The 23,495-nt window shown below is 34.4% G+C and carries 43 protein-coding genes; 27 read left to right on the forward strand and 16 right to left on the reverse strand.

Annotated elements, in window-relative coordinates:
* Positions 1–43 precede the first annotated feature (43 nt).
* Entirely contained in the window at positions 44–205 is a 162-nt protein-coding gene (locus PMN2A_RS10590) for a hypothetical protein (protein ID WP_011295042.1), read from the reverse strand.
* 188 nt (positions 206–393) lie between these two features.
* Here PMN2A_RS10590 and PMN2A_RS11015 point away from each other — a divergent pair, with 188 nt between their 5' ends.
* A complete protein-coding gene (locus tag PMN2A_RS11015; RefSeq protein WP_011295016.1) occupies positions 394–528 on the forward strand; it encodes a hypothetical protein in 135 nt (44 codons plus the stop codon).
* 123 nt (positions 529–651) lie between these two features.
* Here PMN2A_RS11015 and PMN2A_RS05355 read toward each other — a convergent pair whose 3' ends face one another.
* Positions 652–918 (reverse strand): hypothetical protein, encoded by a 267-nt coding sequence (locus tag PMN2A_RS05355; RefSeq protein ID WP_041700691.1) that lies wholly within the window; start codon positions 916–918, stop codon positions 652–654.
* 177 nt (positions 919–1,095) lie between these two features.
* Between PMN2A_RS05355 and PMN2A_RS10595 the strand changes: the two genes are divergently transcribed.
* The gene (locus PMN2A_RS10595) at positions 1,096–1,254 is read left to right on the forward strand and encodes a hypothetical protein (protein WP_011295211.1); all 159 of its coding nucleotides are present in this window, start codon (positions 1,096–1,098) and stop codon (positions 1,252–1,254) included.
* 20 nt (positions 1,255–1,274) lie between these two features.
* Here the strand turns inward: PMN2A_RS10595 and PMN2A_RS10600 are convergent, their stop codons facing one another.
* Positions 1,275–1,430 carry a hypothetical protein gene (locus PMN2A_RS10600; protein ID WP_181414041.1) on the reverse strand — a complete coding sequence of 52 codons (156 nt, stop codon included), beginning with the start codon at positions 1,428–1,430 and terminating at the stop codon, positions 1,275–1,277.
* 126 nt (positions 1,431–1,556) lie between these two features.
* Here PMN2A_RS10600 and PMN2A_RS05365 point away from each other — a divergent pair, with 126 nt between their 5' ends.
* Entirely contained in the window at positions 1,557–1,724 is a 168-nt protein-coding gene (locus PMN2A_RS05365) for a hypothetical protein (RefSeq protein WP_225866285.1), read from the forward strand.
* 72 nt (positions 1,725–1,796) lie between these two features.
* Positions 1,797–2,093, forward strand: coding sequence for a hypothetical protein (locus tag PMN2A_RS05370; protein WP_011294567.1), 297 nt, complete (start codon positions 1,797–1,799; stop codon positions 2,091–2,093).
* Positions 2,094–2,204: 111 nt separating this feature from the next.
* Here PMN2A_RS05370 and PMN2A_RS05375 read toward each other — a convergent pair whose 3' ends face one another.
* Entirely contained in the window at positions 2,205–2,723 is a 519-nt protein-coding gene (locus tag PMN2A_RS05375; RefSeq protein WP_011294568.1) for a hypothetical protein, read from the reverse strand.
* A 286-nt stretch (positions 2,724–3,009) separates the two neighbouring features.
* Positions 3,010–3,330, reverse strand: a complete 321-nt coding sequence (locus PMN2A_RS10095) for a hypothetical protein (RefSeq protein ID WP_011294569.1) — start codon at positions 3,328–3,330, stop codon at positions 3,010–3,012.
* 743 nt (positions 3,331–4,073) lie between these two features.
* On the opposite strand from PMN2A_RS10095, the gene PMN2A_RS05385 reads away from it, so the two are divergent.
* Both PMN2A_RS05385 and PMN2A_RS05390 read left to right on the forward strand, forming a co-directional pair.
* Positions 4,074–4,934, forward strand: a complete 861-nt coding sequence (locus PMN2A_RS05385; protein ID WP_011294570.1) for a PD-(D/E)XK nuclease family protein — start codon at positions 4,074–4,076, stop codon at positions 4,932–4,934.
* A gap of 56 nt (positions 4,935–4,990) precedes the next feature.
* Entirely contained in the window at positions 4,991–5,629 is a 639-nt protein-coding gene (locus tag PMN2A_RS05390; protein ID WP_011294571.1) for an SOS response-associated peptidase, read from the forward strand.
* 62 nt (positions 5,630–5,691) lie between these two features.
* Here PMN2A_RS05390 and PMN2A_RS10605 read toward each other — a convergent pair whose 3' ends face one another.
* Positions 5,692–5,865 carry a hypothetical protein gene (locus PMN2A_RS10605; RefSeq protein WP_011294572.1) on the reverse strand — a complete coding sequence of 58 codons (174 nt, stop codon included), beginning with the start codon at positions 5,863–5,865 and terminating at the stop codon, positions 5,692–5,694.
* 371 nt (positions 5,866–6,236) lie between these two features.
* Here PMN2A_RS10605 and PMN2A_RS05395 point away from each other — a divergent pair, with 371 nt between their 5' ends.
* The gene (locus PMN2A_RS05395) at positions 6,237–6,740 is read left to right on the forward strand and encodes a hypothetical protein (protein WP_011294573.1); all 504 of its coding nucleotides are present in this window, start codon (positions 6,237–6,239) and stop codon (positions 6,738–6,740) included.
* A 117-nt stretch (positions 6,741–6,857) separates the two neighbouring features.
* Here the strand turns inward: PMN2A_RS05395 and PMN2A_RS05400 are convergent, their stop codons facing one another.
* Together PMN2A_RS05400 and PMN2A_RS05405 are read right to left on the reverse strand one after the other, a co-directional pair.
* Positions 6,858–7,055, reverse strand: a complete 198-nt coding sequence (locus PMN2A_RS05400) for a hypothetical protein (RefSeq protein ID WP_011294574.1) — start codon at positions 7,053–7,055, stop codon at positions 6,858–6,860.
* A 752-nt stretch (positions 7,056–7,807) separates the two neighbouring features.
* Complete coding sequence (locus PMN2A_RS05405) at positions 7,808–8,119, reverse strand: DUF3764 family protein (protein ID WP_011294575.1); 312 nt, start codon at positions 8,117–8,119, stop codon at positions 7,808–7,810.
* Between the two features lie 104 nt (positions 8,120–8,223).
* Between PMN2A_RS05405 and PMN2A_RS05410 the strand changes: the two genes are divergently transcribed.
* From PMN2A_RS05410 to PMN2A_RS05450, 9 genes are all read left to right on the forward strand, one after another.
* Positions 8,224–8,445 (forward strand): hypothetical protein, encoded by a 222-nt coding sequence (locus PMN2A_RS05410; RefSeq protein WP_011295049.1) that lies wholly within the window; start codon positions 8,224–8,226, stop codon positions 8,443–8,445.
* A 159-nt stretch (positions 8,446–8,604) separates the two neighbouring features.
* Positions 8,605–9,522: an AEC family transporter gene (locus PMN2A_RS05415; protein WP_011294576.1), complete on the forward strand. Its 918-nt coding sequence runs from the start codon at positions 8,605–8,607 to the stop codon at positions 9,520–9,522.
* A gap of 63 nt (positions 9,523–9,585) precedes the next feature.
* Positions 9,586–9,786 carry a hypothetical protein gene (locus tag PMN2A_RS05420; protein WP_011294577.1) on the forward strand — a complete coding sequence of 67 codons (201 nt, stop codon included), beginning with the start codon at positions 9,586–9,588 and terminating at the stop codon, positions 9,784–9,786.
* A 262-nt stretch (positions 9,787–10,048) separates the two neighbouring features.
* Entirely contained in the window at positions 10,049–10,243 is a 195-nt protein-coding gene (locus tag PMN2A_RS05425) for a hypothetical protein (protein WP_011294578.1), read from the forward strand.
* Between the two features lie 185 nt (positions 10,244–10,428).
* A complete protein-coding gene (locus PMN2A_RS05430) occupies positions 10,429–10,620 on the forward strand; it encodes a hypothetical protein (protein ID WP_011294579.1) in 192 nt (63 codons plus the stop codon).
* 31 nt (positions 10,621–10,651) lie between these two features.
* Positions 10,652–10,933, forward strand: coding sequence for a hypothetical protein (locus PMN2A_RS05435; RefSeq protein WP_011294580.1), 282 nt, complete (start codon positions 10,652–10,654; stop codon positions 10,931–10,933).
* An 80-nt stretch (positions 10,934–11,013) separates the two neighbouring features.
* Positions 11,014–11,226, forward strand: coding sequence for a hypothetical protein (locus PMN2A_RS05440; RefSeq protein ID WP_011294581.1), 213 nt, complete (start codon positions 11,014–11,016; stop codon positions 11,224–11,226).
* A gap of 51 nt (positions 11,227–11,277) precedes the next feature.
* Entirely contained in the window at positions 11,278–11,481 is a 204-nt protein-coding gene (locus PMN2A_RS05445; RefSeq protein ID WP_011295106.1) for a hypothetical protein, read from the forward strand.
* 137 nt (positions 11,482–11,618) lie between these two features.
* Entirely contained in the window at positions 11,619–11,879 is a 261-nt protein-coding gene (locus PMN2A_RS05450) for a hypothetical protein (protein ID WP_011294582.1), read from the forward strand.
* An 87-nt stretch (positions 11,880–11,966) separates the two neighbouring features.
* On the opposite strand, the gene PMN2A_RS05455 is transcribed toward PMN2A_RS05450, so the two are convergent.
* The gene (locus tag PMN2A_RS05455) at positions 11,967–12,554 is read right to left on the reverse strand and encodes a rhomboid family intramembrane serine protease (RefSeq protein ID WP_011294583.1); all 588 of its coding nucleotides are present in this window, start codon (positions 12,552–12,554) and stop codon (positions 11,967–11,969) included.
* A gap of 172 nt (positions 12,555–12,726) precedes the next feature.
* Here PMN2A_RS05455 and PMN2A_RS05460 point away from each other — a divergent pair, with 172 nt between their 5' ends.
* Positions 12,727–13,053 (forward strand): hypothetical protein, encoded by a 327-nt coding sequence (locus PMN2A_RS05460; protein ID WP_011294584.1) that lies wholly within the window; start codon positions 12,727–12,729, stop codon positions 13,051–13,053.
* A 74-nt stretch (positions 13,054–13,127) separates the two neighbouring features.
* Here PMN2A_RS05460 and PMN2A_RS05465 read toward each other — a convergent pair whose 3' ends face one another.
* Positions 13,128–13,715: a hypothetical protein gene (locus PMN2A_RS05465; RefSeq protein WP_011294585.1), complete on the reverse strand. Its 588-nt coding sequence runs from the start codon at positions 13,713–13,715 to the stop codon at positions 13,128–13,130.
* A 537-nt stretch (positions 13,716–14,252) separates the two neighbouring features.
* Between PMN2A_RS05465 and PMN2A_RS05470 the strand changes: the two genes are divergently transcribed.
* The 8 genes from PMN2A_RS05470 (at position 14,253) to PMN2A_RS11020 (ending at position 20,102) form a co-directional block, all read left to right on the forward strand.
* A complete protein-coding gene (locus PMN2A_RS05470) occupies positions 14,253–15,014 on the forward strand; it encodes a PAP/fibrillin family protein (RefSeq protein WP_011294586.1) in 762 nt (253 codons plus the stop codon).
* A gap of 95 nt (positions 15,015–15,109) precedes the next feature.
* Positions 15,110–16,639, forward strand: a complete 1,530-nt coding sequence (locus tag PMN2A_RS05475) for a phytoene desaturase family protein (RefSeq protein WP_011294587.1) — start codon at positions 15,110–15,112, stop codon at positions 16,637–16,639.
* Between the two features lie 42 nt (positions 16,640–16,681).
* Positions 16,682–16,945 (forward strand): hypothetical protein, encoded by a 264-nt coding sequence (locus PMN2A_RS05480; protein ID WP_011294588.1) that lies wholly within the window; start codon positions 16,682–16,684, stop codon positions 16,943–16,945.
* Positions 16,946–16,993: 48 nt separating this feature from the next.
* Positions 16,994–17,167, forward strand: coding sequence for a hypothetical protein (locus PMN2A_RS10610; protein WP_011295130.1), 174 nt, complete (start codon positions 16,994–16,996; stop codon positions 17,165–17,167).
* Between the two features lie 214 nt (positions 17,168–17,381).
* The gene (locus tag PMN2A_RS05485) at positions 17,382–17,942 is read left to right on the forward strand and encodes a CIA30 family protein (RefSeq protein WP_011294589.1); all 561 of its coding nucleotides are present in this window, start codon (positions 17,382–17,384) and stop codon (positions 17,940–17,942) included.
* Between the two features lie 205 nt (positions 17,943–18,147).
* On the forward strand, positions 18,148–19,617 hold the full coding sequence (locus tag PMN2A_RS05490) for a hypothetical protein (protein WP_011294590.1): 1,470 nt from the start codon (positions 18,148–18,150) through the stop codon (positions 19,615–19,617).
* A gap of 96 nt (positions 19,618–19,713) precedes the next feature.
* Positions 19,714–19,905, forward strand: a complete 192-nt coding sequence (locus PMN2A_RS05495; RefSeq protein ID WP_011294591.1) for a hypothetical protein — start codon at positions 19,714–19,716, stop codon at positions 19,903–19,905.
* Between the two features lie 62 nt (positions 19,906–19,967).
* The gene (locus PMN2A_RS11020; RefSeq protein WP_011295216.1) at positions 19,968–20,102 is read left to right on the forward strand and encodes a hypothetical protein; all 135 of its coding nucleotides are present in this window, start codon (positions 19,968–19,970) and stop codon (positions 20,100–20,102) included.
* Positions 20,103–20,147: 45 nt separating this feature from the next.
* On the opposite strand, the gene PMN2A_RS10615 is transcribed toward PMN2A_RS11020, so the two are convergent.
* From PMN2A_RS10615 to PMN2A_RS05510, 4 genes are all read right to left on the reverse strand, one after another.
* A complete protein-coding gene (locus PMN2A_RS10615; protein WP_187146434.1) occupies positions 20,148–20,321 on the reverse strand; it encodes a hypothetical protein in 174 nt (57 codons plus the stop codon).
* Positions 20,322–20,700: 379 nt separating this feature from the next.
* Positions 20,701–20,835, reverse strand: coding sequence for a hypothetical protein (locus tag PMN2A_RS11025; RefSeq protein ID WP_258365392.1), 135 nt, complete (start codon positions 20,833–20,835; stop codon positions 20,701–20,703).
* 327 nt (positions 20,836–21,162) lie between these two features.
* Complete coding sequence (locus PMN2A_RS05505) at positions 21,163–21,426, reverse strand: hypothetical protein (RefSeq protein ID WP_011294593.1); 264 nt, start codon at positions 21,424–21,426, stop codon at positions 21,163–21,165.
* Between the two features lie 5 nt (positions 21,427–21,431).
* Positions 21,432–21,635 carry a hypothetical protein gene (locus PMN2A_RS05510; protein WP_225866286.1) on the reverse strand — a complete coding sequence of 68 codons (204 nt, stop codon included), beginning with the start codon at positions 21,633–21,635 and terminating at the stop codon, positions 21,432–21,434.
* 529 nt (positions 21,636–22,164) lie between these two features.
* Here PMN2A_RS05510 and PMN2A_RS10620 point away from each other — a divergent pair.
* Both PMN2A_RS10620 and PMN2A_RS05515 read left to right on the forward strand, forming a co-directional pair.
* Positions 22,165–22,326 (forward strand): hypothetical protein, encoded by a 162-nt coding sequence (locus tag PMN2A_RS10620; protein ID WP_011295041.1) that lies wholly within the window; start codon positions 22,165–22,167, stop codon positions 22,324–22,326.
* 96 nt (positions 22,327–22,422) lie between these two features.
* Positions 22,423–22,719 carry a DUF3764 family protein gene (locus PMN2A_RS05515; protein ID WP_011294594.1) on the forward strand — a complete coding sequence of 99 codons (297 nt, stop codon included), beginning with the start codon at positions 22,423–22,425 and terminating at the stop codon, positions 22,717–22,719.
* A gap of 20 nt (positions 22,720–22,739) precedes the next feature.
* Here the strand turns inward: PMN2A_RS05515 and PMN2A_RS10625 are convergent, their stop codons facing one another.
* Together PMN2A_RS10625 and PMN2A_RS05520 are read right to left on the reverse strand one after the other, a co-directional pair.
* Positions 22,740–22,889 carry a hypothetical protein gene (locus PMN2A_RS10625; RefSeq protein ID WP_011295068.1) on the reverse strand — a complete coding sequence of 50 codons (150 nt, stop codon included), beginning with the start codon at positions 22,887–22,889 and terminating at the stop codon, positions 22,740–22,742.
* An 80-nt stretch (positions 22,890–22,969) separates the two neighbouring features.
* Positions 22,970–23,302 carry a DUF1499 domain-containing protein gene (locus PMN2A_RS05520; protein ID WP_011294595.1) on the reverse strand — a complete coding sequence of 111 codons (333 nt, stop codon included), beginning with the start codon at positions 23,300–23,302 and terminating at the stop codon, positions 22,970–22,972.
* Positions 23,303–23,495: the final 193 nt, after the last annotated feature.

Consider the following 23,495-nt stretch of genomic DNA (forward strand, 5'->3'; position numbering starts at 1 on the left):
TATTTCATGAAGGAAAGTTTATGTCCTCACGTCTAATAAAATCCTAGTCTTCAAAAATAAGGCATGCAGGTGAAGAAGGATTTAAAGCGCACTCTTTCTCCCAGTAGGAAGCAACCGCTGTCATTCCTCTTTTAACTGCCTCGTGTTTCATACCGATGTCACCCATAGCATCGTTAGGAACACTAAATGAAGTTTGAAGTTTCATAGTTTCTCTTCAATTAACCATGGTATAAACCATCAAGAAGGCCTATGGCAAGGGAATTTATCCTTATCTTTCTTACAATTTATATTAAGGCACCATTTGTTATGTTGTTAAGAAAAAAATTCAATTATTGAAAACTGATGAACTGCTGCAAAAAGAAAATCAACCAAATCAATTAAAGAGTCAAATTAATGACTTCGACAATAATATCAATAATGACATTAGGCATCCTCATAACAGGAATTTCTGTTTGGTGGGTCAGAACAACCCTTAAAGAAGGTAATAATGCACTTGAAGAAAGCCAAAAAGAAAATCAAGACAATTAAAAATCTTTTATAAATTTAAATTGCCAAAAATTTTGAGAAAAAGATTTGAACATTAAGTCCAAAAAAAATTCCTCCACTGTTCAGTGGAGGAGATAACGAAACATTCATCAGACCAACTATCAGCTACTTCTTATTAAGAGCAGCCTTAACCTTTGTGGGAGACAACGCCTTTAGCTCCTCTTTTAGTTCGTTTTGACGATCATCAAGAACTTTAATACGTGCTTGATAACTCTCTTCTAATCTCTTTCTAGAGTCCTCAATGTTATCGAGTTCCTCTTGACGTTGATTACGCTTTAGCTCTTCAAGCTGGCTATCAGAAACTACATAAACAGTTCTGGCAGGAGCTATTAAAGAATCAGAGAAAAAAGTGTCGAAGAGTGAAGTGTACATAACTTTTCTTTCGGAGTACATAACTACTCTGTCTTAAATTAATTTAGTTTGGAATGAGGTGAACCGAAGAAAATTATTCGGTAACTATCACTCACTTCGGTTGCTACTACTGAAAAGTTAGGTATACCGACCACTAAACAGACCCCAAAGACGACTTTCAAAAGAAACAACAAAATAATGGCTACATATTCGCTCTTACTAGGAATCATCGTGATCATCATTTCATGGAAATTCTTCAATGACTGGGCGTCTGGTCTGGCAGGATTTATTTACGGAGGCGTCTTATTTTGGGGTATCAAATTATTTATTCAGCTGATCAAAGCTTTATTTGGATAAAAACAATGATGCTATTGAAATTAAATGAAACTACTGAAACCATGTCTTAACCCCCAAAAGATAGTTACCAAAATCGCTGACAAAGGAAGAGCAATGGCAAGTGTGATATTGATTGTCCTAAAAGTCTTACCAACTCCATTACTCGTATCTTTAGACGGATCTACGATAAGTGGCATGGCGAGTACGTATTTTTTTATTTATAGACGCAAATTCCATTCAATTGGTTAGATTGTCGTAATTATCGAGACAGTCTCATGTATTTATTAGGTCTAGGACTATTAGTTTTAAGCACTTGGTATCTGATGAAGCTATACACAAATTTCAACAATGATCCAATGGCAAAGAAAGAAATCGATAACGCATGGCAAGAAGCTAAGAAGGAAGCAAAAGGTAAAAATCCTTTTGCTCCAGGAAGGATTAAAGAGGCTCTCAATGCATATAAAGCTGATATGAAAAAGGAAGACACCTAAAAGATAGAAAAATCCAAAGAGACGATAATTAGTAGAACATAAAAGCTAAAATATAAATTTATTAATTTCTTAGTGACACCCTCTTTGGTTTTAATGGATTATGTAGACAGAAAGACATTGAATAACGAACAACTATCATATCTCGAACAAGTTTTAAAAGCCTCAATTCAGAAATTGAAATTCACAGGAATCAAACCTGCTATTGCCAATAATGAAATATGTGATGCAGCTCTCCTTTCCCAGGGTTCATATGAAATAAGTTGTATTGCATCCATACTCGATATGCTTCAGCCAACAAAAAAACCCATGGAGCGTAAAACAAAAGTATTCAACGCTTTATGCAATGCAGGGTTAATAGTTACTGATTAAATAAAAGGCGTACCTTAAAAGACAAATTAGGACAGATATTTTCAAAATAACTATGAAAAGCCAGTGAGAGGCATTGAACCTCTCATGCCGCCTAGACGGTCTGGTGAAGTTTTATTTAGCAGCTTCAGGTGCTTTTCTGGCTTTGCGTGCACGCCTAGCAGGCCTACCAGCACTTGGCTTGACGACCGCAGAAACCTCGACTTTAGCTTTGGCTGCAGCCTTTTTGGCTACAGGCTTTTTAGCTACTGCCTTCTTTGCTGTAGCCTTTTTAGCAACTGCCTTCTTTGCTGTTGCCTTTTTAGCAACTGATTTTTTTGCTGCAGTAGCTTTTGGAGCAGCTCCTTTACGTGTCCGATGAGAAAGAATTAAAGCCCATTCATCAGCACTAATATTTGCTGGCTTATTTCCATGAACCTCAGAAACTTTTGCTGCTTTTTCGATATCTTTAATTAGGTTTTTCCAAGAAGCCGCGTATCGTTTATCAGACTGAGATTTTGCTCCGCTTTCAACAAGGGTTTCAACGACTTGAGAAGCAGTGACCTTTTTACGACGTCTGTTAAAGATCTCCTTTTGCAAGGTAGCGATCAAGGCATCACCTTTAGCACTAACTTTGATGGATAACTGAGACATAACTCAATAATTACTTTCTTAATACATCTATCACATATAGGGTATTAAATTCAATAGTCAATGGTTAATCGACTACTAATGTTTCATATATCTAACAAATTCAACTTAAAGTGACACGTTTATACCAATTAAAATTAATCGAAAATTTCTCGACAATGAGAAGAAAATCATATCCAGTGGGTGAGAGGAGACCCTAAACAAATACAAGAAACTGTTAGCCAATAGGGGTCATAAACTGATGAAATATCGTATGAAACTCATACAAGAAATTAATCAAGTCAGAGCCTTAGGCCACCTCTGGACACCAACCAATCTCGCTCTCTCGTTGCTGAATCCAGAGATGACAACGTGAGATCAAATGATCTCCATGAGGAATTAAACGACGATGAACATGACAGGAAAGAATTGTTCTGCAATGCTTGTCGCTGGAATAATTGAAATGTTGACATGTCATGCAAACGCGAGCTGAACATGTTTTTTTGAGAATCCCTTTCTCAAGGAATTGCCACTCTTCTTCTTGATCGAAGATTTGATCGGTGTAAGCTTCTTCGGAGCGAGTCGTAGACATTGTCCAATACCAATAGGTTGCGCTACGGCAGATACCCATTCCTCAGCCTTAAAAACAGCATACGGGGAAGCAGATGGAGTCATTTACCTTTAGCAGTACACATGTACTAGCAAAGAAAATTAGGTATTGTCAAGTCATCTATTTCAAAACATCTAGAAAATGGATTCTCCAATACCAGGAATTAAGCAGACCAAAGGTTAGAACTCGACACTTATTACAAAGAGATAAAGGGTAATAAAAAAATATAAACGGATAAGTCCAGTCAAGAAAAACCAATAAAAAAGCCCTCATCTTATGAGGGCAAATATTATCGGCTGAAAGATCCCCATCACCCAGCTCCCAAAAATAATAATCAAATCAATCAGATTAGGCAACATTAAAGCACCATATCTTTCACCTCAGACTTAAACGAACACCATCAGTAGGGGGGGGGTTGATTTATCAAAGAAATAGGGTTAGAAATAGTATCCCCATCACCCAGGCCCGTAGGACACCATACCTAGGGTCTTTTTTATTGGAAAAGCTTGTCTAGACCGATTTGATTATTATTAAGGTCATAGGAGCTGTGGAAAACTTTTTTGTTTAACTGAATTTGTCTTCAAGAAAAGCAGTCCATACCGAGATATTAAGAAAAGGTAGCTTATAAAGGTTTAAAAACGATTAATTGAAAAATCTCTCTCAATTGAGTAAAAAGGTTCTAAATCTCCTAACGGAGAGGAGAAAGACAATTGCACTCATAAAAATGGAATCTATCGAATAAATACAGTTGAAATCCACACCACATGATTGATCTCAAAAGGAATAGCAAAAAAATACCAATTGAAGCAACAGGCCTTCGAAGCCGTAAGTCTTCTCTCTATGAGCCAAATCAAAAAGAAGATTTCAAAATCAGCAGAGGTCGGTTCTCTAATTTCCTCACTTGTCAAAGGTGTTTTTATCTCGATCGGGTGAGAGGTCTCGATCCTCCAGGGACACCAGGTTGGACTCTCAATGAAACCACTGACCTATTACTCAAAAAAGAATTTGACTATTGCAGACAGAAACAGATTCCACACAGAATATTTGCATCTAATGGACTATCTCATGTTGTTCCATTTGATCATCCTGAAATAGATAACTGGAGAAACTCTCTTAATCGAGGATTAATGCATCGTTACAAGGATACAGGAATAATTTTAACTGGTGGTGTAGACGATATTTGGCAAGACACTATTACAGAGCAACTAATAATTGTGGATTACAAATCTCAAGCTAAAAACGGACGAGTTGATAAGAAAGATTATTTAGATGATCCATTTCACGAGGCCTATAAAATTCAAATGGATTTTTATGCTTACTTGCTCTCCGGAATGGGTTTTAGTGTTCATCCAACGTCCTATTTTCTTGTTTGCAATGCAAAAAGGGATGAAGATGAATTTAATAAGACCATGCGTTTTGATGAATATCTTGTTCCCTACAAATGGAACAATGATTGGATAGAGAGTCGACTAGATGAAATGGTGGCACTAATGAATCAGCTAGAAGTTCCAGAATCAAATCATTCCTGTAAGAACTGCGCCTACGCAGATCAATATTCGAAAATAATATTTTCAGGAAATACAAGTCAAAAAGAAATTACTCAAGGAACTTTGCCATTATTCTAAGAACGCTAATAATTTAAAAATGATTCTGACCATAAAGCCTCTAAAGAATTAATGGTATGTGCGGAAGATACCAACTAATAAACGATTTTATAAATCTTCCTGATCTTTTAAAAAAAGATATGCCAAGAGGGTTGAGCCAAAAATATGAACCACAAGTATTAATCAAGCCAGGGTCTCCAATTCTTGTTCTAAAAAATGAAGGCAAGACACAAACATCAATAATGCTTTGGGGATTTATTTCTGAGTGGAGTAAAGACCCTTTCGACAACACAAGACCAAAACCATTTAATGCTAGATCCGAAAGTGTCGAAGAAAAGAAACTTTTTCGTGCAAGTTGGAAGCATAAGAGATGTTTAATACCAGCAAGCGGATTTTTAGAAAAAGGTCACCTAATACGTAGAAAAGATTCTCAAACTTTTTGGTTAGCTGGACTTTGGAATAGATGGATGTCTCAAGAAGGAAGTGAACTAGAAAGTTGTTGTGTTCTAACAACCGAACCAAATGAATTAGTAAAACAATTTCATAACCGTATGCCAGTAATTATTCCAAATGGACTTGAAGAAGAATGGATAGCTTCAGTGAAAAACGCTCAAGACCTGAAAGCTTTAAAACCACTTATGACTAAATGGGACCCAGAAGAATGGGAAGCCGAGCCAATAAACAAACCTAATGCCAATCAATTGTCGTTCCTATGAAATAAAGACAAAAAGAAAGGGCTTATTTAAGCCCTAGAGACAGTTGTACAAGAATCACTAAATCAGTGATCGTGATGCACTTCAGCCGAACTAGGCATTTCATGGGCAGAAGACAATCTCTTCAATGATTGAGATCCACAAATAGCAGACAGCGCGATCACAACCAAGGATGCAGTGCTTAACAATTGAAGAACTATCGGGAGATGTGAATTAATTCGTTCTCTAAAAGTAGTCATTTGGGAAGTTAATTAACACTCCATTCAAGCAAAAAGAATAAGCACCGTCCATAGCATGAGTATTCTGACTTAAATAGCTAAAAGCAAAAAAATAAGCATAAATAAATTTAGTCCAACTGTTATGAGTGATGTACTTGGTTTAAATTCTTTAACCAAAACTAAGGACTCAAGCTTTTAATAATTTCTAATTATGACCTGAAAATTTAAAAGTCTCACAAAATACATAATGAAAATTAAATATTGAAAGGAAACACATGAATAAAAAAATGTAGAATTAATCAACGTATTAACTCAAAACTTCTCATGGCTGAAAAAATAATAAAGGCTAAAACCACTCGACGTCGGATATCTGATTAAGATTATCCAAATAAATGGACGAAAAAAGAATGGAACTTCCTTCTCTAGACAAACTTAAAGAATTAGAAAAAAGCGCAAGAATAGAAGGGAGTGGAATTGAATTTGACTCTCTATTAGGACTATGGAAATTTAATTCAGTATGGAAACAGGGATCAGATACAGAAGACTCAATTTCAAGCACTTTGCTACAGGTTCTTTCAGCGAGCCTAGAGTTGAAGAAGGATACACAGAATCCAGAAGAAGAGAAGTTTACTATTGCCAACGCAATTAGATTTGGATTGCTAACTCTGAGATTTAGTGGGTACGCAAATTTAGAAAGGAAGCAGCCATTATTACCATTTACTTTCGATTGCATTCAAATAAAAGTAGCTTCATTGACTATCTTAAAGAGATCTTTACCGACACCGGATCATAAGAAGAGACCATTTTTCGCACTAATAGCGATCGATCCAAAAGGTAAATGGTTGTCAGCAAGAGGTAAGGGCGGAGGACTCGCTCTATGGATACAAGATAAATAAACAAAAAACATATTATCCAAGGTTATTGAATAATATGTTTTCAGAATATTTTTTCAAAAGGTAAGATTCCTACCCAGATATTAGTAATTTGAAAAATGTCAGTTAAACGTAAGGACATTAAACTATGACTTTATTTCTGAGTGAAATCCTATCAATGGAATTTGGATGCTCACGAACAAATTTGTTGAACTCAATTGCTAGTTGCCTAGCTTCAAAAGCATCGATAGCATAAAATCCTAACTCATGTCTGTTATTAGCTAAATCTCGGTAGCTAACTGCATATCGTTTGCAGGATGTAATTGGTCTTGAAGGCATTTTTCCTTAAACTCGATGCCACAATCTTAGAAATAAGTAAATAGGGCTGAAAGAAATCTACCGAACAATTTTTGCATAGGTAACCGAATCTAAATCAGTTAAAGATTTTGATTTATTAGATCTTAATGAATATCCAAAGAAAGTTCTTAATGCATATAATTACAAGAAAATGTAACTTAAACTACTTTTTATATACTTTAAATTAATTTTAAAAGACTAAAAAGAACGAAGCCCTAAAAAGTCAATTATTAGAAAAACTAATTACATAAATAATTTTTCCTAAATAGATTTGGTATTTCTCCCTACATACAATCAGTGAGTAAATAGGTAACTTTAAAAAAATTATTTTAGTTTAATTAAAGTCATGACTTTAGATACTTATAAAGCGATTGTAAAAGCATCAGAGCAAGGGAATTTATGGGGACTTAAGCGTACTGATTACTAACTATGTTTAAATTCACCAAATTTAAGTTTATTCAGCTACTTATATTGTGGAATCTCCCGATTCTAATTTTGTTTATCGGAATAATATCAATTCCCATAGAGATATCTAATTCAACATCAATTTTATAAAAAAGAAATATCACTACTTAAAAAGCAAAAAGTTACTTTTAATTATAGAAAGCTTAATCAATAAGGGTAATCATGAAAATTTAAATAGCTAAAGCTATTAATAGACTTGAATGGTTGATAATAATCAAAGTCTGGAAAAAGTATCTGGTTATATCTTAAGTACGGGGCAAGTATTCTTATTAAGCAGCTTTAAACTGCACATTGCTGTTGTCAGTCCAAGTCCAAGCAGATTTCTCCATTGTAGATAGATCAACTCTGTGGCTCGCCATCCAGTCACCATTTGCTTCAACAAATTTCTCAATGTTTCCCTCTGGGTGCTGATGGATAACAATGATTTTTTGAGGGTCATCATCACTGCAGCCTCTGTACAAAGGCTGAATATTAAACTCTCTATGCCTTCTGGTAGCTTCTTTGCTGTCGAAAATTGCAGCCCACTCATCAAAGGTGCTTTCAACCTTAAAAGTAAAAACTGAAGTAACAGTAGAAGACATCGATGATTTTTAATATGAGTAAACAATACCCAAACAAAACAAAACTGACTAATAGTTGTGGTAAAAACTAGATATAAAAGCAAAAGTTCTGCTAGAAATAGCTAATGCAGATACCAAGAAAAATCCTCAAACGAATCATCAACTTGATTGTTGTTCTAATCGTTGCAATTGTTGGGTTCATCAAAGTAAAACACCCATTTAGCTATTTAGTTGGAGTCCCTGTTGCTAGTTGGGTCGTTTATCTTTTATGCAACGCAATGTGCACAGATATTCTTTTTGGAGAAACATTAGGCTGTTCAGAAAAAAGTATTTACAAGGAGAAATAAGCTAGCTTACAAATTAAAAAATTCTCAACCAGAGAATAACCCTTTATATCCAGATTATTGGTAGTACTTACAAAGATAAACCTACGTTAAAATAAAGAAATAAATCAATAAAACCACTATTAACTACATAGCAAGACTAATGTTATTTGCTTTACTCAGTTGGAAATAATCCTTCTTTTATCTGAATTAATACCATGTCTTTTAATAGGCTATTTACTCGGGCGATTTAAAGAAAATTTATCTCTAACGATTTCTCGTCCACTAATTAGCTATGGAATTCCTATCAGCTTGATGGGGATATTACTTAAGTCTGGACTAGAATTGCCCTTAATAGAATCTGCTGCATTAGCATTGGTAGCTATTGGCTTTTTAATGACTATATTAAATCGCCTTCCTAGTGTAAATAACCTTATACAAAACAGAACGCTTCAATTAGGGAGCGCATTTGGAAATACAGGGTATTTTGGAATACCAGTTTCACTAGCACTGCTTCCCGATCATGCTTTGATCTACAGCATTGGATTTGACCTCGGTGCGACATTAGTGATTTGGAGTCTCGGACCAATACTGTTAACAGATCCTTCAAAAGTTTTAAGTTCTAATAGATATTGGAAGAATTTCATAAAAGGAATATTTAGCAGTCCTGCTGTTAAAGGATTAATTGGCGCGTTAATTATTCATTCATCTCCATGGGATGAACAAATAACATACTTACTATGGATTCCATCAAGAGTTGTAATTGTTCTAGCACTGGTAATCGTTGGAATGCGTCTAAGTTGGCTAAGGAAAGCCAATCTTTCAAGAATAAAAAACCAAATAACATCCATAAAAAATGCATTAATCATGAAACTGGTTGGATTGCCAGTCATTATGTTGATCATTTCCTCAGTAATAAGATTACCCAGCGTCATGCGAGAGGCCTTAGTACTGCAAGCAGCTGCGCCAACAGCAATATCTATCTTATTAATCTCCCAAGCAGCCTCAAGAGATGAAAAGGAAGCAACCTCTCTTGTTGTTTTTAGTACGATCACCGCACTCATATCAATCCCAGCTTGGTTGTTGATTTTAAGATTGTAAAAAGTTAACAACTATCGCCTTTTAACTCAGTCGGTCTAAGTTGTAAGAAATACATTTTTTTTAATGACCTCAGCTACAGCAACAAAGGCAACAACAAAAAGAGCAGCGGCAGTAAAATCATCAGCAGTAAAGTCTCAATCAATTTATTCATCAACTCAATCTAGATTTGCCAGTTCAAAGTTAATACAAAACCTAGGTTCATCTAATAATGGGGTTCAATTCGATTTTTCAAGTGACTTAAGAACTGCATTTGGAAGGGACTAAAAGAACATGGACCTCTTAAAAACACTTTTTACAGTCGTCATATGCCTTGGTATTGGATGGGCAATCTCTAAAGGGATCATGTTTGGTTTAACTCATATTTAAAGTACCTGATGAAGGTATTCCACAAATGACGAACTAGAAGTGATAGACAGTGCATGGATGTAAGTCAAAGTCGCATAAGAAAAAAAGAACAAACAACACCAACTGAAAAATATATTTCAAAGATGCATAACGTAATAGCAGACCATTACTGAGGAAATTAATGGCTAATGATTGGGAACCAAAAGAAGAACAACACCAAGCTATTATTGCAAGGAGTCTAGAATTTATTTTTGATGAATTAGCTGAGTTACAAGAGGCTTTACACTGTCCAAATTCATTTATTGTTGAAATAGCCAATAAAGTAATATCAGAATATAAAACAAATCAAATCACCATTAGAAGAGATGAAGAATAAATGGAATTTCTACAATCACATGACTTAAACCAATGGGGTCTTTGGACTCCACTTATTGGAGGTATTCTTCTATACGTTGGTTTAAATATTAGAATCACTGAAGTTGATCCTAATGAGTAATAAAAACATGACAAATGAACTTGACTATAGAAAAACGTTAAATTTATAAAAAATTGTAGTTGGGGATGAAGCAAGGAACTATTGAACTAATTCTTTTTGGAATAATTTTCTTGAGTCTTCAATTTTGGTGGATAAGGATGACCATTAAAAATGGTCGAACTGGAGAAGTAGATAAATGGGGGCAAAAAACAAGTTCCAAAAAACTAAATGAATTAGAGAAAGCCAAGCAAGATTTAGAAAAACTTTTTCGATCTTAATTTTTCTAGATCAATAACAACTTTTCAATTAATGAACTATCAAATTCTGCTCGAAAGCTATGCGTCTGGTGAAGCTATTAGTAAAGACGAGTTATCATTGCTGGAATTAGAACTTGATTCTCAACTGGAATCTATTAAATTTTCTCGCACTCAGGGTTGCACTGAAAAAGCTCCTAAACACATTTGCGTAGTTGCTCAAGTATGTGAAGGTAGTAGTTGGATCACATGCTTGGCCTCAATATTAGATAAGTCTAATCCACTCTCTCTAGGTAAGAAATCAAGAGGAGCAAAAGTCATTGATGCACTTCTATAAAACAATTATTTAATGAATTAAACTAAGAGCAGCAATTTTCAATCCATTTTCATCACTCAAATTATTATCAAAAGAATCGAATGAACAATGATGAAAGTCGTGAAGAGAGAAAAAAACGTTTTAAGAGTCTTTCAAGTGAAGAAAGAAAAAAATTGATTAGGAAGAAATTAGAACTACAAGGTTTAACAGAGGGAAGCGGTGTGAGAGAAGAGGATCAATCATCTTATGACAAGGAAGAAATGATAGATTTAATCCTATTAACAAGATGTTTTCAAAAGAATAAATTTCAATAACTGATCCAGGCAAAATTTGTTTTAAGAAGTTAGTTCCTGCAAAATGGATATATGGATAAACCTATTAAAAAAAAGAAAATTACCTTTGGAAGGTTTGCAGTACGTACTCTTGCTATTTCTGCAAGTACTCTAGCGCTATTTGATTTTCTAAAAGGAGAATATCAAGCTGGATGGCTCCTAGCACTTGGATGGTTAACAATCGTGATCGGGGAGAACAGGATGTTTAATGGTGAAAAGACAAATGAAGAAACCTAAGAGAACGATCAACTGTTAACTATCAATAAATACATCTATAAAATTCATTCAGTTTTTACTCCCTATGCCACCATAAAAAAGAAACCAGTATATGAATCTTTCAATATTTAGACATTTTATTTCAACCAATTAGTTCTATGAATGAAACCCAGAAAAATAAAAACTTTAATTTAACTGAAATGAAGTTCAAGTTTAATGATCTATTTACTGGGATTGCTTTGCTGTTGTGTGCATTTTTATGTGCGTTTAGCCTTGCACTAATTGCAATAAGATTAGGCCCAATAGCTAAATGGGCTAATTATCAAACTATTTGTGTAGAACAAGAAAGTTTAAAATCCCCAACAGAGTGGGCTGTACGTAAATGTAATGGAAGGTCAAAAGTTTATCAAGTGAAGTGAGAGCAATTCAATTAAAGTTGAATTAGAAGTTTTCACCAATCAGATATTCACGTTTTTCTGAACAAGCAATAACACAAAATTAATTATTCAGAGCCAAAACAATAGAAATCCTGCCAAAAGTCCAGACATATGACCAAATAGACTAATTCCAGGGAGGAATGACCAAATAATTCCAACACCTGTGAGTAAAGAAATAGATTTTAGTAATCCTGGATCTTTCTTTAATTCGCAACTGATTGAAAGAAATTTATTCTTTCCATAAATAGTTGTCATTAAAATAAAAGCGTCGATACCAAATAAAACACCACTAAAGCCAATTGCTAGAGACATAGGATTACCTAAAACTAAAATATCTAGGCACCAACAAATAAATGCTTGGATAGGCATTATCAATGCAACAAAAGCTAGAAAGAAATAGTCACTTTTAAGGCCAAGTGATTTTAGAAAATATCTGGCCACAATAATTCCAGAGACATTTGCCAATAAATGATTTAGGTCACCGTGAAAAAAATGGGACGTAATCATCCTGTATGGCTCATAAAACAAACGACCAGACCAATAAGCAATGTAAGTCTTATCAATTATTCCTAAAAAATCTGTTGCAATGAAGCAAATAGTGCAAGCAAAAAAGGGGACAAGATATTGCCAATCATCTTTTGAAATTTTCTCAATCATTCGAAAAAAGAGTTGCCGTTAATCCAATCGTACTTTGAGAATATGATCAACACAAAAGGGAAAAGGTTAATTCTTTAACTATGTGATTAAGCTAAAATGTTTGATTATCAAGAGCTACATCAATAAATAAGGTTCTAAAGCCTAGGGTATAACAAAGCTATTTTAGATATAGATGAACATCGAATTAAAAAAGAAACTAAATCTGAATAGTTATGAATGGTGGAGAAACCACCGAAGATTTGTAACCCTTGGATTATTTCTAGCGTTTTTTGCTGGCTATGTCAGAGGTCCTTCAGCGAAAGACTTCAAAGTTAATGATATTTGCGGACGTCTTAGCGCTGATTTGATTACGGGTGAAGAAGCTGCAAGAGGATTAAAATTAGGGAAGCAAAGAATCGATGGACTAGAGGGAGAGAAAGCTAATATCACTAATCACTACTACCATGCCAAGTACTACTGCCAAGGCTACACAAAAGGTAATGTAGGCTTGGGATACTAATTAACATAATTACTAAAATAGCCAGAGAAAAGCATTGCACTTTTCACGCCGCTTTGACGGATCTGGCTTTTGGACTAAGCTTTGACGGCTTTAGAACTTGCTTTCCTTGCACGCCTTGCAGGTCTTCCTGCTACAGCCTTAGATGTTACCTTTGAAACTGACTTAGCGCTTGAAGTTGACTTTTTTGCCTGAGCAGAAGCTACTTTCTTAACAGCTGTCTTAACTTTAGAAGTCTTAACTTTTGCTTTAGCAGCAGTCTTGGCTGGAGCAGGTTTACTTACTGCCTTCTTAGCAATTGCTTTTTTAGCTACAGGCTTTTTGACAGCTGTCTTTTTAGCAGAGGTTTTTGCTGAAACCTTCTTAGCTCTTGTAGTTTTACGAGTACGGTGAGAAAGAATCAAAGCCCACTCATCAGCACTAACATTGGCAGGCTTATTACCATGGACTTCAGAAACTTTTGCAGCTTTCTCAATATCCTTAATTAAGTTTTTCCAAGAAGCTGCGTAACGTTTATCAGATTGAGATTTAGCACCACTCTCTACAAGAGTTTCAACAACTTGTGATGCTGTTACTTTTTTTCTTCTTCTGTTAAAGATTTCCTTTTGAAGAGTAGCGATCATGGCTTCGCCTTTAGCGCTAACTTTGATACTTAATTGAGACATTGAATTAAGAATTACCTATATACAACATCTAGCACATTGTGGGTATCCAAACCGAACAATCTATTTACATGTAGATGTAAATAGCATTTGCATCTTGCTAATTCCTATAAATAAAGTTCAAAATAAGGCAAAAGATGAAAAAAACAAGTCATAGTCTTATTTAAATAAAAGCAGGGAAAGTCTCACTTAAAGCAAAAATGACTATCAAGAAGGTATTAATGCTTTATTCTTTATTAAAAATCGATCAATTAACTTAGCTATCTATTGAAAATGTTCTTTCTAATTTTGCTTTAATTTGCTTTAAGGACGGTTCTGAGACCTTGAGAATTTTTTTATAGAAGCCAAACAGTTTAAGACAGGCCAAGGGAACAAATATTGTCAGTAGTAAGGTTTTGGTAGTAATCATATGAATGTTATAAGCCAAATCAATTAGAAACGTACAAATATTACTTGTTAAAGCTATGTATAAAAACAAAGTCTTTCGTAAATTTTAGTTAAGGTCAAGAAGTTCAAGAACGAATTAATCAATTAAATAAAATGAAAGACCGGAAGGATCTAAAAGCCCTTATTTACCAAGTCGCAGCAGCAACAGATAGAGGTCAAAGAATGAACGCGATGATTGCTCCTATGTACCAAAATAAATTAGAAGAGATGAAGAAACTGGTTGAGGATCTACAGCCACTGTCAGATGAAATAACTCAGAGTTCTATTGAAGGTGAATGGGAGCTTATTTACTCATCAGTTGAGTTATTTAGAAGCTCTCCATTCTTTTTAGCCATTGAAAAAGCCTTAAACGACAAATCAAAAAGCGATTTATTTTTCAAGCTTCATCTTTTACAAGTAGGATCATTTGGTTTGTCAACAGTAGGCAGAGTAGGTCAATATCTCAATTTTACTAAAGGAGAAATGATCTCTACCTTTGATACTACGATCTTTGGTCTTACAACTATCCCTATCCTTGGTTGGTTCAAACTTTTGCCTACCTTTGGCGGGCGCGTCATAACGCTTGCTAACAAACTTCAGTTAAAAAACAACATACTTTCTATGGAGTTAGAGAAGACTAAGGTGTCAGAGGTTGATGGTCTGGGGAAAATCCCCTTTATAGATAGCATTCTGATGGAAAGGTGGTATCCAGTTAAGACCGTATGGAAACTTCTACCATGGAATAAAGAAAATCCAAATTGTGAGATTAGCGTGATCTATGTGGACAAGGATTTAAGAATCATCCGAGATATGCACGGAGCACTGTTTGTTTACATACGTCCATCAATACCTCTTCTTAAACAAACAACAATTTAGTCAATATTTTTTTTAATATTCAATTGTTTGAAGCAGTCACGAAGAAATTGTTGTAGAAACTCTAAAGAAGAAAAAATCTCTTAATTAAAAAATAAATGAGAAATCCTGAAGTAATAGTTATTGGAAGTGGTATAGGAGGTTTATGTTGCGGCGGACTACTCGCAAAAGCAGGTAAAAGGGTCCTAATTCTTGAGGCTCACTCAAAGCCAGGAGGTGCTGCTCATGGCTTTGAGAAAAATGGTTATAAATTTGAATCTGGTCCATCTCTTTGGAGTGGAATAGGTAGTTGGCCTACGACAAATCCTTTAGGTCAGGTCCTTAAAGCTCTTAACCAAAAAGTTGATTTAATTAAATATCAGGATTGGAATGTTCAAATTCCTGAGGGTGACTACACAATTGGAGTTGGAGATAGACGTTTTCTTGATCAGATCAATTCAATTAGCGGAAAAGATGCCATGAAAGAGTGGGAAAATTTTATTCAAGTTATTAAACCTATTGGTGCAGCAGCTAATGCAATTCCTTTATTAGCTCTAAATCAAAACAAGGAAACCGTATTGCAGCTCTTAAAACGTAGTAAAACACTTCTCACACACTTGAAATCTTTTAAATATCTTGGAGGTGCTTTTGGAAATTTAGTTGATGACCATCTTAAAGATCCATTTTTAAGAAATTGGGTTGAATTACTTTGTTTTCTAATAAGTGGTTTATCTAAAGACGAAACAAATGCAGCAGCTATGGCAACACTTTTTGATGATTGGTTTAACCCCGATGCCTACTTGGAATATCCAAAGGGAGGAAGTGAATCAATCGTTAAGGCACTATTGGATGGGATTTACTCATTTGGAGGGGATCTTCAACTAAATTCAAAAGTTAGTCAGATAATAATAAAAAGGAATAAAGCAATCGGAATTGAATTGAAAAACGGTGAGAGAATATTTGCAGATCATATAGTTAGCAATGCAGATATTTGGAATACTATTGAGTTAATACCAAAAGAGATATCCCAAAAGTGGAGAGGGAAAAGGTCAAAGACTCCAAAATGTAAGTCATTTCTTCATCTACATCTTGGGTTTAATGCAGAAGGACTGAAAGATATTCCACTTCATTCAATATGGGTTAATGATTGGTCCAAGGGTATTACAGCCGAGAGAAATGTTGTAGTTCTCTCTATTCCATCGGCATTAGATCCAACAATGTCTCCACCAAATAAGCACATACTTCATGGGTATACACCTGCGAATGAACCGTGGGAAAGATGGGAGGGGCTTAAAATTGGTTCAAAAGAATATGAACGTACAAAAGAAGAGAGGTGCTCAGTCTTCTGGGAACCAATAAAAAAATTAGTGCCTGATATAGAAGAAAGAATCGAAGTAAAAATGCTAGGGACACCACTTACACATCAACGGTTTTTAAATACAAAAAATGGAAGTTATGGTCCAGCCTTATCAGCTGCAGAAGGCCTTTTCCCAGGAAATAAAACTCCAATTAAAAATCTATTGTTGTGTGGCTCAAGTACATTCCCAGGAATCGGGATACCACCTGTAGCAGCCAGTGGTGCCATGGCCGCCAATACAATTCTTGGATCCAAATTTCAAAGAGATCTAATTGAAGAACTAGGCTTATAAAAAATGCCTATGGTTGCTAGATAACGTGAAAATACAAATCAAATGGCCAACTCACTCAATAAAGCTTTTACAGGAGTAATTGCTCTTGCTCTGATTGTGATAGCTGTTGGTCGTATCCCCTTTTCCAGAGAGAAAGAGCTTTCAAATTTATGCAGGGAATACTACACAATGTACCTTAATCAGAATGACTATTCATTAAAGGAAAAGAACGAGAAGATCAAAATGATTGCAAATAAAACAGGTCTTAAAGCTGAGACAAACAATGTTGGTAATTTTTGTAATTCGTTCTATTTCAACCAAAGATAGATTTAGGATCAATTTAGTATTTAAATAATATTAGTAGCGAGGAAAATCATGAAGAAAGAAACTTCATCAAATGTCCTTGAAAAAATTGATATCGCTAGAGAAAGAATCAAGGAATTAGAAACAATGATTAATCTTTGGGAAGGCGGCAAAGTAGCCAGCTTTTGGGATACTGAATGCTCCACAAATCGATCCTCTCCGAGTTACCTTCTCTTTAATGATTGACCTTCACTGGATAAATCTCTAAGCCAACACAAGCGAATAATTAAATATCAGAAACCCCTCAATTAGCCTTAGTAGGTCAGTAAAAAGACATCCAAGAGCCTTAAAGATCTTTTAATGCACTTCAGAGATAAATTTCTTTATCTGGTGAAATCTACATTTTCGAACTCATGATTCATAAAAAAATTTTATAGAGTTAAAAAAATCGTTGATAAAAATGCCTGAGCTAGAAAAAGTCGTTTCATCCAGTGACTTTGATGATTGGTTTTCATTGAACGACACTATTATGGGTGGCTCAAGCAAGGCAGTTTGTAGAGCCTCCTCAAAAGGCCTCTCCTTAGAAGGGGTTGTAGTTGAGGAAAAAGGGGGTTTTGTTAGTTGCAAATCTCCAATATTTACACCACTTCTAAATTTATCGAGTTATCAAGGTTTTGAATTAAAAATTGAAGGTAAAGGTCGAACTTTAAAATTTGGAGTTTCCTGTAAGTACGGAATTTTAGGCTTAAAAGAATTTTTCTTAAATAAGTCACCTGGTGGGCTCAGATGGGTAGCAGAAATAGATACAAAAAGATTTGGGACAACCATAATCAAAGTTCCTTTTGAAAGTCTTGAACCAACTGTTCTTGCAAAAAAAATCTCTTTACCAATTAAATTCAAATCAGACTCTATAAGCCAATTTCAATTACTACATTCCAAATTCGGCAGACCAGGAGAACTTAACCCTGGCTTTAAGCCTGGAAAGATAAATTTTCTATTGCAATCAATTAGTGTTTATTAGCATTATCAGGAAAGCATACAAACGTAGATATTTCTTATTTCTAAAGTAATACTGGGCAACTGACGTAATAAAAATATTTCTCAAGAAAACGAACAGTAAAAAAAAATTAAAGCCATGAAAAAATATTTTTACTGTTTATAATTTGATTAATTACATAAATGCCCTTTGAGGTGGGTGGATAACTTAAGTATATAACCACAACAATATGAAGAACAAAGACTTTCCATCGATATGTGGATTTGAATTTGCAATTAACGAATTAGTAAATAAGGAGAGGAATAGTAGACAATTCAAGGAAAATTTAAATTTTGAGAATGTTAATTCAGGATTTGCATGTGCCCTCCATATGCATCAACCCACAATTCCAGCAGGTAAGAATGGAGAGCTCATTTCACATTTGCAATATATGTTTGAGCACACCTCAGAAGGAGATAATCACAATGCCGAACCATTTGCTCAATGCTATAAACGTCTAGCTGAAATCATTCCAAGCCTGATAAAAGATGGATATGATCCGAAAATAATGCTTGATTATTCTGGAAATCTTCTATGGGGGATTGAACAGATGGGTCGCGAGGATATTCTTTCCTCGTTAAAACTACTGACCTGTGATGAGACAGTTCATCCACATGTTGAATGGCTAGGAACCTTTTGGAGTCATGCTGTAGCTTCTTCAACACCACCCTCTGACTTTAAATTACAGATAACAGCTTGGCAACATCACTTTTCAGCATTGTTCGGAGAAGATGCATTACTTCGAGTAAATGGATTTTCTCTTCCTGAGATGCATCTTCCAAACCATCCTGATGTTCTTTTTCAATTAATAAAAGCTCTTAAAGAATGTGGGTATCGATGGGTAATGGTTCAAGAACACAGTGTTCAGAATATAGATGGCTCAAGTCTCAGAGACGATCAAAAATATATTCCCAACATGCTCAAAGCTCAAGCAAGTAATGGAGATACGATCTCTATACTTTCACTAATAAAAACTCAAGGGTCAGATACAAAGCTTGTTGGTCAAATGCAACCTTATTACGAGGCACTAGGACTATGTAAACAACATTTAGGTCAACATATTATTCCGAAGCTGGTTTCCCAAATTGCTGATGGAGAAAATGGCGGAGTAATGATGAACGAATTTCCTCAAGCTTTTATTCAGGCGTATAAAAGAATTGGCCCAAAAACAAATATAAGTCCCACAATTGCTATGAACGGATCTGAATACCTCAACTTCCTAGAGACTTCAAATGTAGATGAAGATACCTATCCAGTGATACAAGCAATCGATCAACACAAAATATGGGGGAAAATATCCGGACCAATAACACCAACAAAATTTAAAAAAGCAATTGAAGTATTAAAAGAGGAAGATCAATCTTTTTCTTTGAGTGGAGCTAGCTGGACTAACGACTTAAGTTGGGAAGATGGATACAATAACGTTTTAGAACCAATTTCAAAACTTAGTTCATATTTTCACGAAACATTTGACCATTTAGTAGCTCAAAATCCATCGCTAACAAAAACGCATAGTTATCAAAAAGCACTCCTTTACCTTTTGCTATTAGAAACTAGCTGCTTCCGTTACTGGGGACAGGGGAAATGGACTGATTACGCTAAAACGATCTTCGAAAAAGGCGAAGAGGTACTTAGAAACATAGAAATTTCATCTAACTAAAGTTGACTTATTTTGTAAAGGCATCAATCAAAAAAAAGAAATAACTAGCATAAAATAAATTTTTGCGTTAAGGTCACCGACCAAAGCTTTAATGAAATGACTAGTACAAGTTTTGATAAAAATGGACTTGATAAAGCAGGTATTCATTGGATGCAATATCTTTCAATGACATCAATGTCATTGCTTATATTTCTTATCGCCTTAGACAAAGCTGTTCCAAGTTTTCACCAATTTGTCTTACTTTCAATGGCCAAAGCAGGAATTATTTGCAATGGGATGGCTGGATAAAGCAGTTTGACACATCTACTAATCTTGCTAAAGCATATATAACAAGAAAGCATTTTTAAATAATGAAAGATAAATTCAATCCAGATAACGATGGTTTTGATCCATCAGAGGAATACTTCAAAAAGAAAGGTGATAAATATGAAAATGAAACTGAAGAATATTTCCCTCAAGAGACTTCTAAGCCCCCCCATTATTAGATCAATAAAGGAAGGACTGAACTTAATTTAAAATTAACTAATTATTTATTGCCTATATGGAATGAACGTACCTTCTGGATAAAGTCTTGAGATTGCATTGAAACGCTTTGAGATATGACGTTCTTTATCAATGTTGACTTTACGATTAAGTACTAAAACGTTATGAACCATCCATAGAAAAAAGCCAACAAGCCAATACCAAGATATGGGATGAGCCAAAATTTTTAAATATGATCTAATTTAGGATGGCAATTTTGACAATTTTTTTCATAAGTATTTAAACCTTTTGTCACTACCACAACATAAAATTAAATTTTCATAAAAGATTATTCAAGACTTTTACTCTTTTCACTTCATAAATAACATTGTTGGATTAGCTAGAGGTATTAAACCCATTTATTAAACATGGAAATATTTAGAGCAAATGAAGCGACACTCATAGCTAGTGAACTTATCCCAACTAGATTATTCACAGACTTTTCTACCATAATTATTCACAGGATAAATCTGTGTATTTAGGCCTCGTATTGAGAATCTAAAAACTGATTGAACCATTGCAATAGCTGTAAGATTCTCTAGTGTTGTTTTTTGAAAAAGTCTAAAAATATGAGCTTTTCAAATGCCTTTCCATGCATATTGTTTGGCAGTCGTTCTCTTCTGCACTGCTAGATATAGAGCAGTATGTAACACACTCAAGATAATCTTCAATTGGATCAACTTGTGCTTGGGACATTTTTTTAGCATCAATCGTATTCATAAATGTCTCCTACAATTAGGGGTAATCTATCCTTTCTTTTTATTTTTTTCTATCGGTATTACTTACTAACTTATAAGCATAAGAAATACTGATGCATGAATCAAAATTCAAATAACTTTATTGCTACTTTCTCAACTTTATTCTTATTCCTATTCTATCTCTAATAGATTTTATCGGAATCATATCTTTCATTTGATCATCAATTTGCTTTCTAACTAAATTTCTAAATAACTGGGAAAGCAAAACCAGAGTCAAAAGTGATAAGACAAGGGTCAGTAAAGCGATTAATGAATAAGAATCCATTTAAAATTCTCTATATATTGCCCATTCATCACCAAAAGAACTGACCTCAGAAAGCAAAGCAACAGCTATGTCGGAGTTATCAGAGCGTTTAACAATTATCTCTTTACCACCCATATATGGATCATTGAACTCAGATTTTGAACGGCTAGCCTCTAACTGTTCAGAGGGTGTCAAAACTTCAAGGATTTTAATCCATATCTCATCATCTGAAGCGAAAGGAGGAACAGCAAATTTACTAGGGCCATTTCCTTTGTTTTTATCCATATTATTTAATTCTCAGAATTAATCTCTTTGACTTCATTAATTAATCGCTCTTTTCGTTCAAGCGTAATAAATCCAAGAGATTCACACTCATTAATGTCTTGAATTGGATCAGATAGTCCATCGTGTTTCTCTAGCCATCCCTCAGTGCATCCTTTACACGCTAATTCATTTAATTCACTAGCCAATGACCTTGCTTTCAAGTTATCCATCAATAAAATTTAAATACTTCTTTCTCTCTACTTTACAGTCATTCAATAACTCAAGGAAAAATCAATTCGCTTTATTCAACAAAATTGCAAAGTTAAAAATTTTAACCTGTTAATAGATAAGTGGCATCAAAGAAAATAAGAAGCAAAAAGTCAAGAAAGGAGCTTATGCAGCTTCCTTTTTGAATTCCCTATAAATAGAAATATCTATAGGTCTATTCACATCGGATTGAAAATCAACAATGTCTTGATAAATCTCATTAGGTAAAGGATCCATTTCGCATCTTGAATAACATTTGTTGTTGTCAATCTTTTTCAGTGAAAACCTGTTGCTTAGGCGCTTAAAGATAAACAATGTCACAATGCAACTTTATTTAGTTATATCGTTAGAAGCTGCTAATGCAATACGCAAAAGTACTAGCCTTCTCGATTAATCGAGTGAGTAGTTATTACTATTATTTTTTTTTGTAGTAATTGCCACTTCAGACCATTTTGTAAAAAGAGCAATATTGAAATAGAAGATTAAACAAAAATGACTTTATCTCCAAATGAGATGACTCCATACATAAGAAAAATTCAACAAAAGTTTGATGAAGCTCAAACCTTTTTAGAGAAAAATGGTTTTCACCAAGCTACAAAAGGTCTTTTACAAGATATCCAAGATGCTAACGGCATAGATAAAAAAACAAGATAATATACTCCCCATACGATGTGATAGAAGACAACAAAGCTTTAGAAAGTTAAGTAAAATGGTAGACATATATATCCTCTACTATTCACTTACTGATCCATGGCAACAGAAATAACTGTTTTAGACTTCAAGCTTAGCAATACTTTTTCAGAGTATTGCACTCATATGAATGCCCCAAAGCAGCAGGCGATGTTTAAAGAGATGGGTGTCAAAACTTTTTATATCGGTGAATCTATGGGAGACTCTAAAAGAGCAACTGTTATGTTTGAAGGACCAGAGAATGTTTTATATAATATTTTCACCAGTCCTGAAACAAAGCCTATTGTTGAAGCCTCTGGTCATATCTATGAAGGAACAAAAATTACAAGATGGATAAACAATTGTCCAAACTGCTAATTTTCCCATGTTGAAGGTTCTTATAAAATCGTATCTGGAATCATAGGTATTGAATGTTTTTTGCCGTCTGGGCTTACATAGATATTCTCTTTTCCATATTCTGTATCAACGATTTTTTCAAAATGAGTCCCCTCAGGAAGATGTAAAAAATATTTTTGTGCTCTGTTCATTTTATTAATACGGCTATTTAAAAATAACTAGGATATTTACCAACGACAACAAATTGACTGTTTTATGAAAGTTTTGGTAGCTAACTATTTAATTTTTCTAAAGCAGTTAATAATTTTCCCACTCTAGTTCCATTAACTCCAAGATCTCCACCACCATATCTTGATGCCGATTTAATTTGAATCTTCTTACCGATTTTTAAAATCTCCAAGTCATCTGGAAATCTGAAAATCAAACTACGACAAACGGCTTTCCAATAATTTTCATTACTCTCTAAAACATTGGTTCTAGGAATATTCTGAGCAATCGTGACAAGTTGATCAAATGTCTTTTCAACATCCTCAAATTCTTTCTGAAAAAAAACGCAATTCAGAGGGTTAAGACAGGGACTAAGACCTGATTTAGAGTCTGTCATATTTTCTATGAGTTCACATATTGATCATCACAAAAAGTTTATCGTCCTTGTGGTCTTTTTTTAATAAATTTATTACTCAGTGATGTCTAGTTCTCTCTACCTAAAATACCCACGCAAAAAAGAATCTTCGATTAAGTTGACATCTATCGATCTTTAAAAATGAAACGTTTAGATAAAGCAGGAATGATGCTTA

It is taken from the genome of Prochlorococcus marinus str. NATL2A (genome assembly GCF_000012465.1).
GTDB lineage: Bacteria > Cyanobacteriota > Cyanobacteriia > PCC-6307 > Cyanobiaceae > Prochlorococcus_B > Prochlorococcus_B marinus_B.

Coding starts and splice junctions, on each gene's coding strand:
- PMN2A_RS10590 (WP_011295042.1), bottom strand. CDS start 205: ATGAAACTTCAAACTTCATTTAGTGTTCCTAACGATGCTATGGGTGAC.
- PMN2A_RS11015 (WP_011295016.1), top strand. CDS start 394: ATGACTTCGACAATAATATCAATAATGACATTAGGCATCCTCATAACA.
- PMN2A_RS05355 (WP_041700691.1), bottom strand. CDS start 918: ATGTACACTTCACTCTTCGACACTTTTTTCTCTGATTCTTTAATAGCT.
- PMN2A_RS10595 (WP_011295211.1), top strand. CDS start 1,096: ATGGCTACATATTCGCTCTTACTAGGAATCATCGTGATCATCATTTCA.
- PMN2A_RS10600 (WP_181414041.1), bottom strand. CDS start 1,430: ATGCCACTTATCGTAGATCCGTCTAAAGATACGAGTAATGGAGTTGGT.
- PMN2A_RS05365 (WP_225866285.1), top strand. CDS start 1,557: ATGAAGCTATACACAAATTTCAACAATGATCCAATGGCAAAGAAAGAA.
- PMN2A_RS05375 (WP_011294568.1), bottom strand. CDS start 2,723: ATGTCTCAGTTATCCATCAAAGTTAGTGCTAAAGGTGATGCCTTGATC.
- PMN2A_RS10095 (WP_011294569.1), bottom strand. CDS start 3,330: ATGGGTATCTGCCGTAGCGCAACCTATTGGTATTGGACAATGTCTACG.
- PMN2A_RS05385 (WP_011294570.1), top strand. CDS start 4,074: ATGATTGATCTCAAAAGGAATAGCAAAAAAATACCAATTGAAGCAACA.
- PMN2A_RS05390 (WP_011294571.1), top strand. CDS start 4,991: ATGTGCGGAAGATACCAACTAATAAACGATTTTATAAATCTTCCTGAT.
- PMN2A_RS10605 (WP_011294572.1), bottom strand. CDS start 5,865: ATGACTACTTTTAGAGAACGAATTAATTCACATCTCCCGATAGTTCTT.
- PMN2A_RS05395 (WP_011294573.1), top strand. CDS start 6,237: ATGGACGAAAAAAGAATGGAACTTCCTTCTCTAGACAAACTTAAAGAA.
- PMN2A_RS05400 (WP_011294574.1), bottom strand. CDS start 7,055: ATGCCTTCAAGACCAATTACATCCTGCAAACGATATGCAGTTAGCTAC.
- PMN2A_RS05405 (WP_011294575.1), bottom strand. CDS start 8,119: ATGTCTTCTACTGTTACTTCAGTTTTTACTTTTAAGGTTGAAAGCACC.
- PMN2A_RS05410 (WP_011295049.1), top strand. CDS start 8,224: ATGCAGATACCAAGAAAAATCCTCAAACGAATCATCAACTTGATTGTT.
- PMN2A_RS05420 (WP_011294577.1), top strand. CDS start 9,586: ATGACCTCAGCTACAGCAACAAAGGCAACAACAAAAAGAGCAGCGGCA.
- PMN2A_RS05425 (WP_011294578.1), top strand. CDS start 10,049: ATGGCTAATGATTGGGAACCAAAAGAAGAACAACACCAAGCTATTATT.
- PMN2A_RS05430 (WP_011294579.1), top strand. CDS start 10,429: ATGAAGCAAGGAACTATTGAACTAATTCTTTTTGGAATAATTTTCTTG.
- PMN2A_RS05435 (WP_011294580.1), top strand. CDS start 10,652: ATGAACTATCAAATTCTGCTCGAAAGCTATGCGTCTGGTGAAGCTATT.
- PMN2A_RS05440 (WP_011294581.1), top strand. CDS start 11,014: ATGAACAATGATGAAAGTCGTGAAGAGAGAAAAAAACGTTTTAAGAGT.
- PMN2A_RS05445 (WP_011295106.1), top strand. CDS start 11,278: ATGGATAAACCTATTAAAAAAAAGAAAATTACCTTTGGAAGGTTTGCA.
- PMN2A_RS05450 (WP_011294582.1), top strand. CDS start 11,619: ATGAATGAAACCCAGAAAAATAAAAACTTTAATTTAACTGAAATGAAG.
- PMN2A_RS05455 (WP_011294583.1), bottom strand. CDS start 12,554: ATGATTGAGAAAATTTCAAAAGATGATTGGCAATATCTTGTCCCCTTT.
- PMN2A_RS05460 (WP_011294584.1), top strand. CDS start 12,727: ATGAACATCGAATTAAAAAAGAAACTAAATCTGAATAGTTATGAATGG.
- PMN2A_RS05465 (WP_011294585.1), bottom strand. CDS start 13,715: ATGTCTCAATTAAGTATCAAAGTTAGCGCTAAAGGCGAAGCCATGATC.
- PMN2A_RS05470 (WP_011294586.1), top strand. CDS start 14,253: ATGAAAGACCGGAAGGATCTAAAAGCCCTTATTTACCAAGTCGCAGCA.
- PMN2A_RS05475 (WP_011294587.1), top strand. CDS start 15,110: ATGAGAAATCCTGAAGTAATAGTTATTGGAAGTGGTATAGGAGGTTTA.
- PMN2A_RS05480 (WP_011294588.1), top strand. CDS start 16,682: ATGGCCAACTCACTCAATAAAGCTTTTACAGGAGTAATTGCTCTTGCT.
- PMN2A_RS10610 (WP_011295130.1), top strand. CDS start 16,994: ATGAAGAAAGAAACTTCATCAAATGTCCTTGAAAAAATTGATATCGCT.
- PMN2A_RS05485 (WP_011294589.1), top strand. CDS start 17,382: ATGCCTGAGCTAGAAAAAGTCGTTTCATCCAGTGACTTTGATGATTGG.
- PMN2A_RS05490 (WP_011294590.1), top strand. CDS start 18,148: ATGAAGAACAAAGACTTTCCATCGATATGTGGATTTGAATTTGCAATT.
- PMN2A_RS05495 (WP_011294591.1), top strand. CDS start 19,714: ATGACTAGTACAAGTTTTGATAAAAATGGACTTGATAAAGCAGGTATT.
- PMN2A_RS11020 (WP_011295216.1), top strand. CDS start 19,968: ATGAAAGATAAATTCAATCCAGATAACGATGGTTTTGATCCATCAGAG.
- PMN2A_RS11025 (WP_258365392.1), bottom strand. CDS start 20,835: ATGTCCCAAGCACAAGTTGATCCAATTGAAGATTATCTTGAGTGTGTT.
- PMN2A_RS05505 (WP_011294593.1), bottom strand. CDS start 21,426: ATGGATAAAAACAAAGGAAATGGCCCTAGTAAATTTGCTGTTCCTCCT.
- PMN2A_RS05510 (WP_225866286.1), bottom strand. CDS start 21,635: ATGGATAACTTGAAAGCAAGGTCATTGGCTAGTGAATTAAATGAATTA.
- PMN2A_RS10620 (WP_011295041.1), top strand. CDS start 22,165: ATGACTTTATCTCCAAATGAGATGACTCCATACATAAGAAAAATTCAA.
- PMN2A_RS05515 (WP_011294594.1), top strand. CDS start 22,423: ATGGCAACAGAAATAACTGTTTTAGACTTCAAGCTTAGCAATACTTTT.
- PMN2A_RS10625 (WP_011295068.1), bottom strand. CDS start 22,889: ATGAACAGAGCACAAAAATATTTTTTACATCTTCCTGAGGGGACTCAT.
- PMN2A_RS05520 (WP_011294595.1), bottom strand. CDS start 23,302: ATGACAGACTCTAAATCAGGTCTTAGTCCCTGTCTTAACCCTCTGAAT.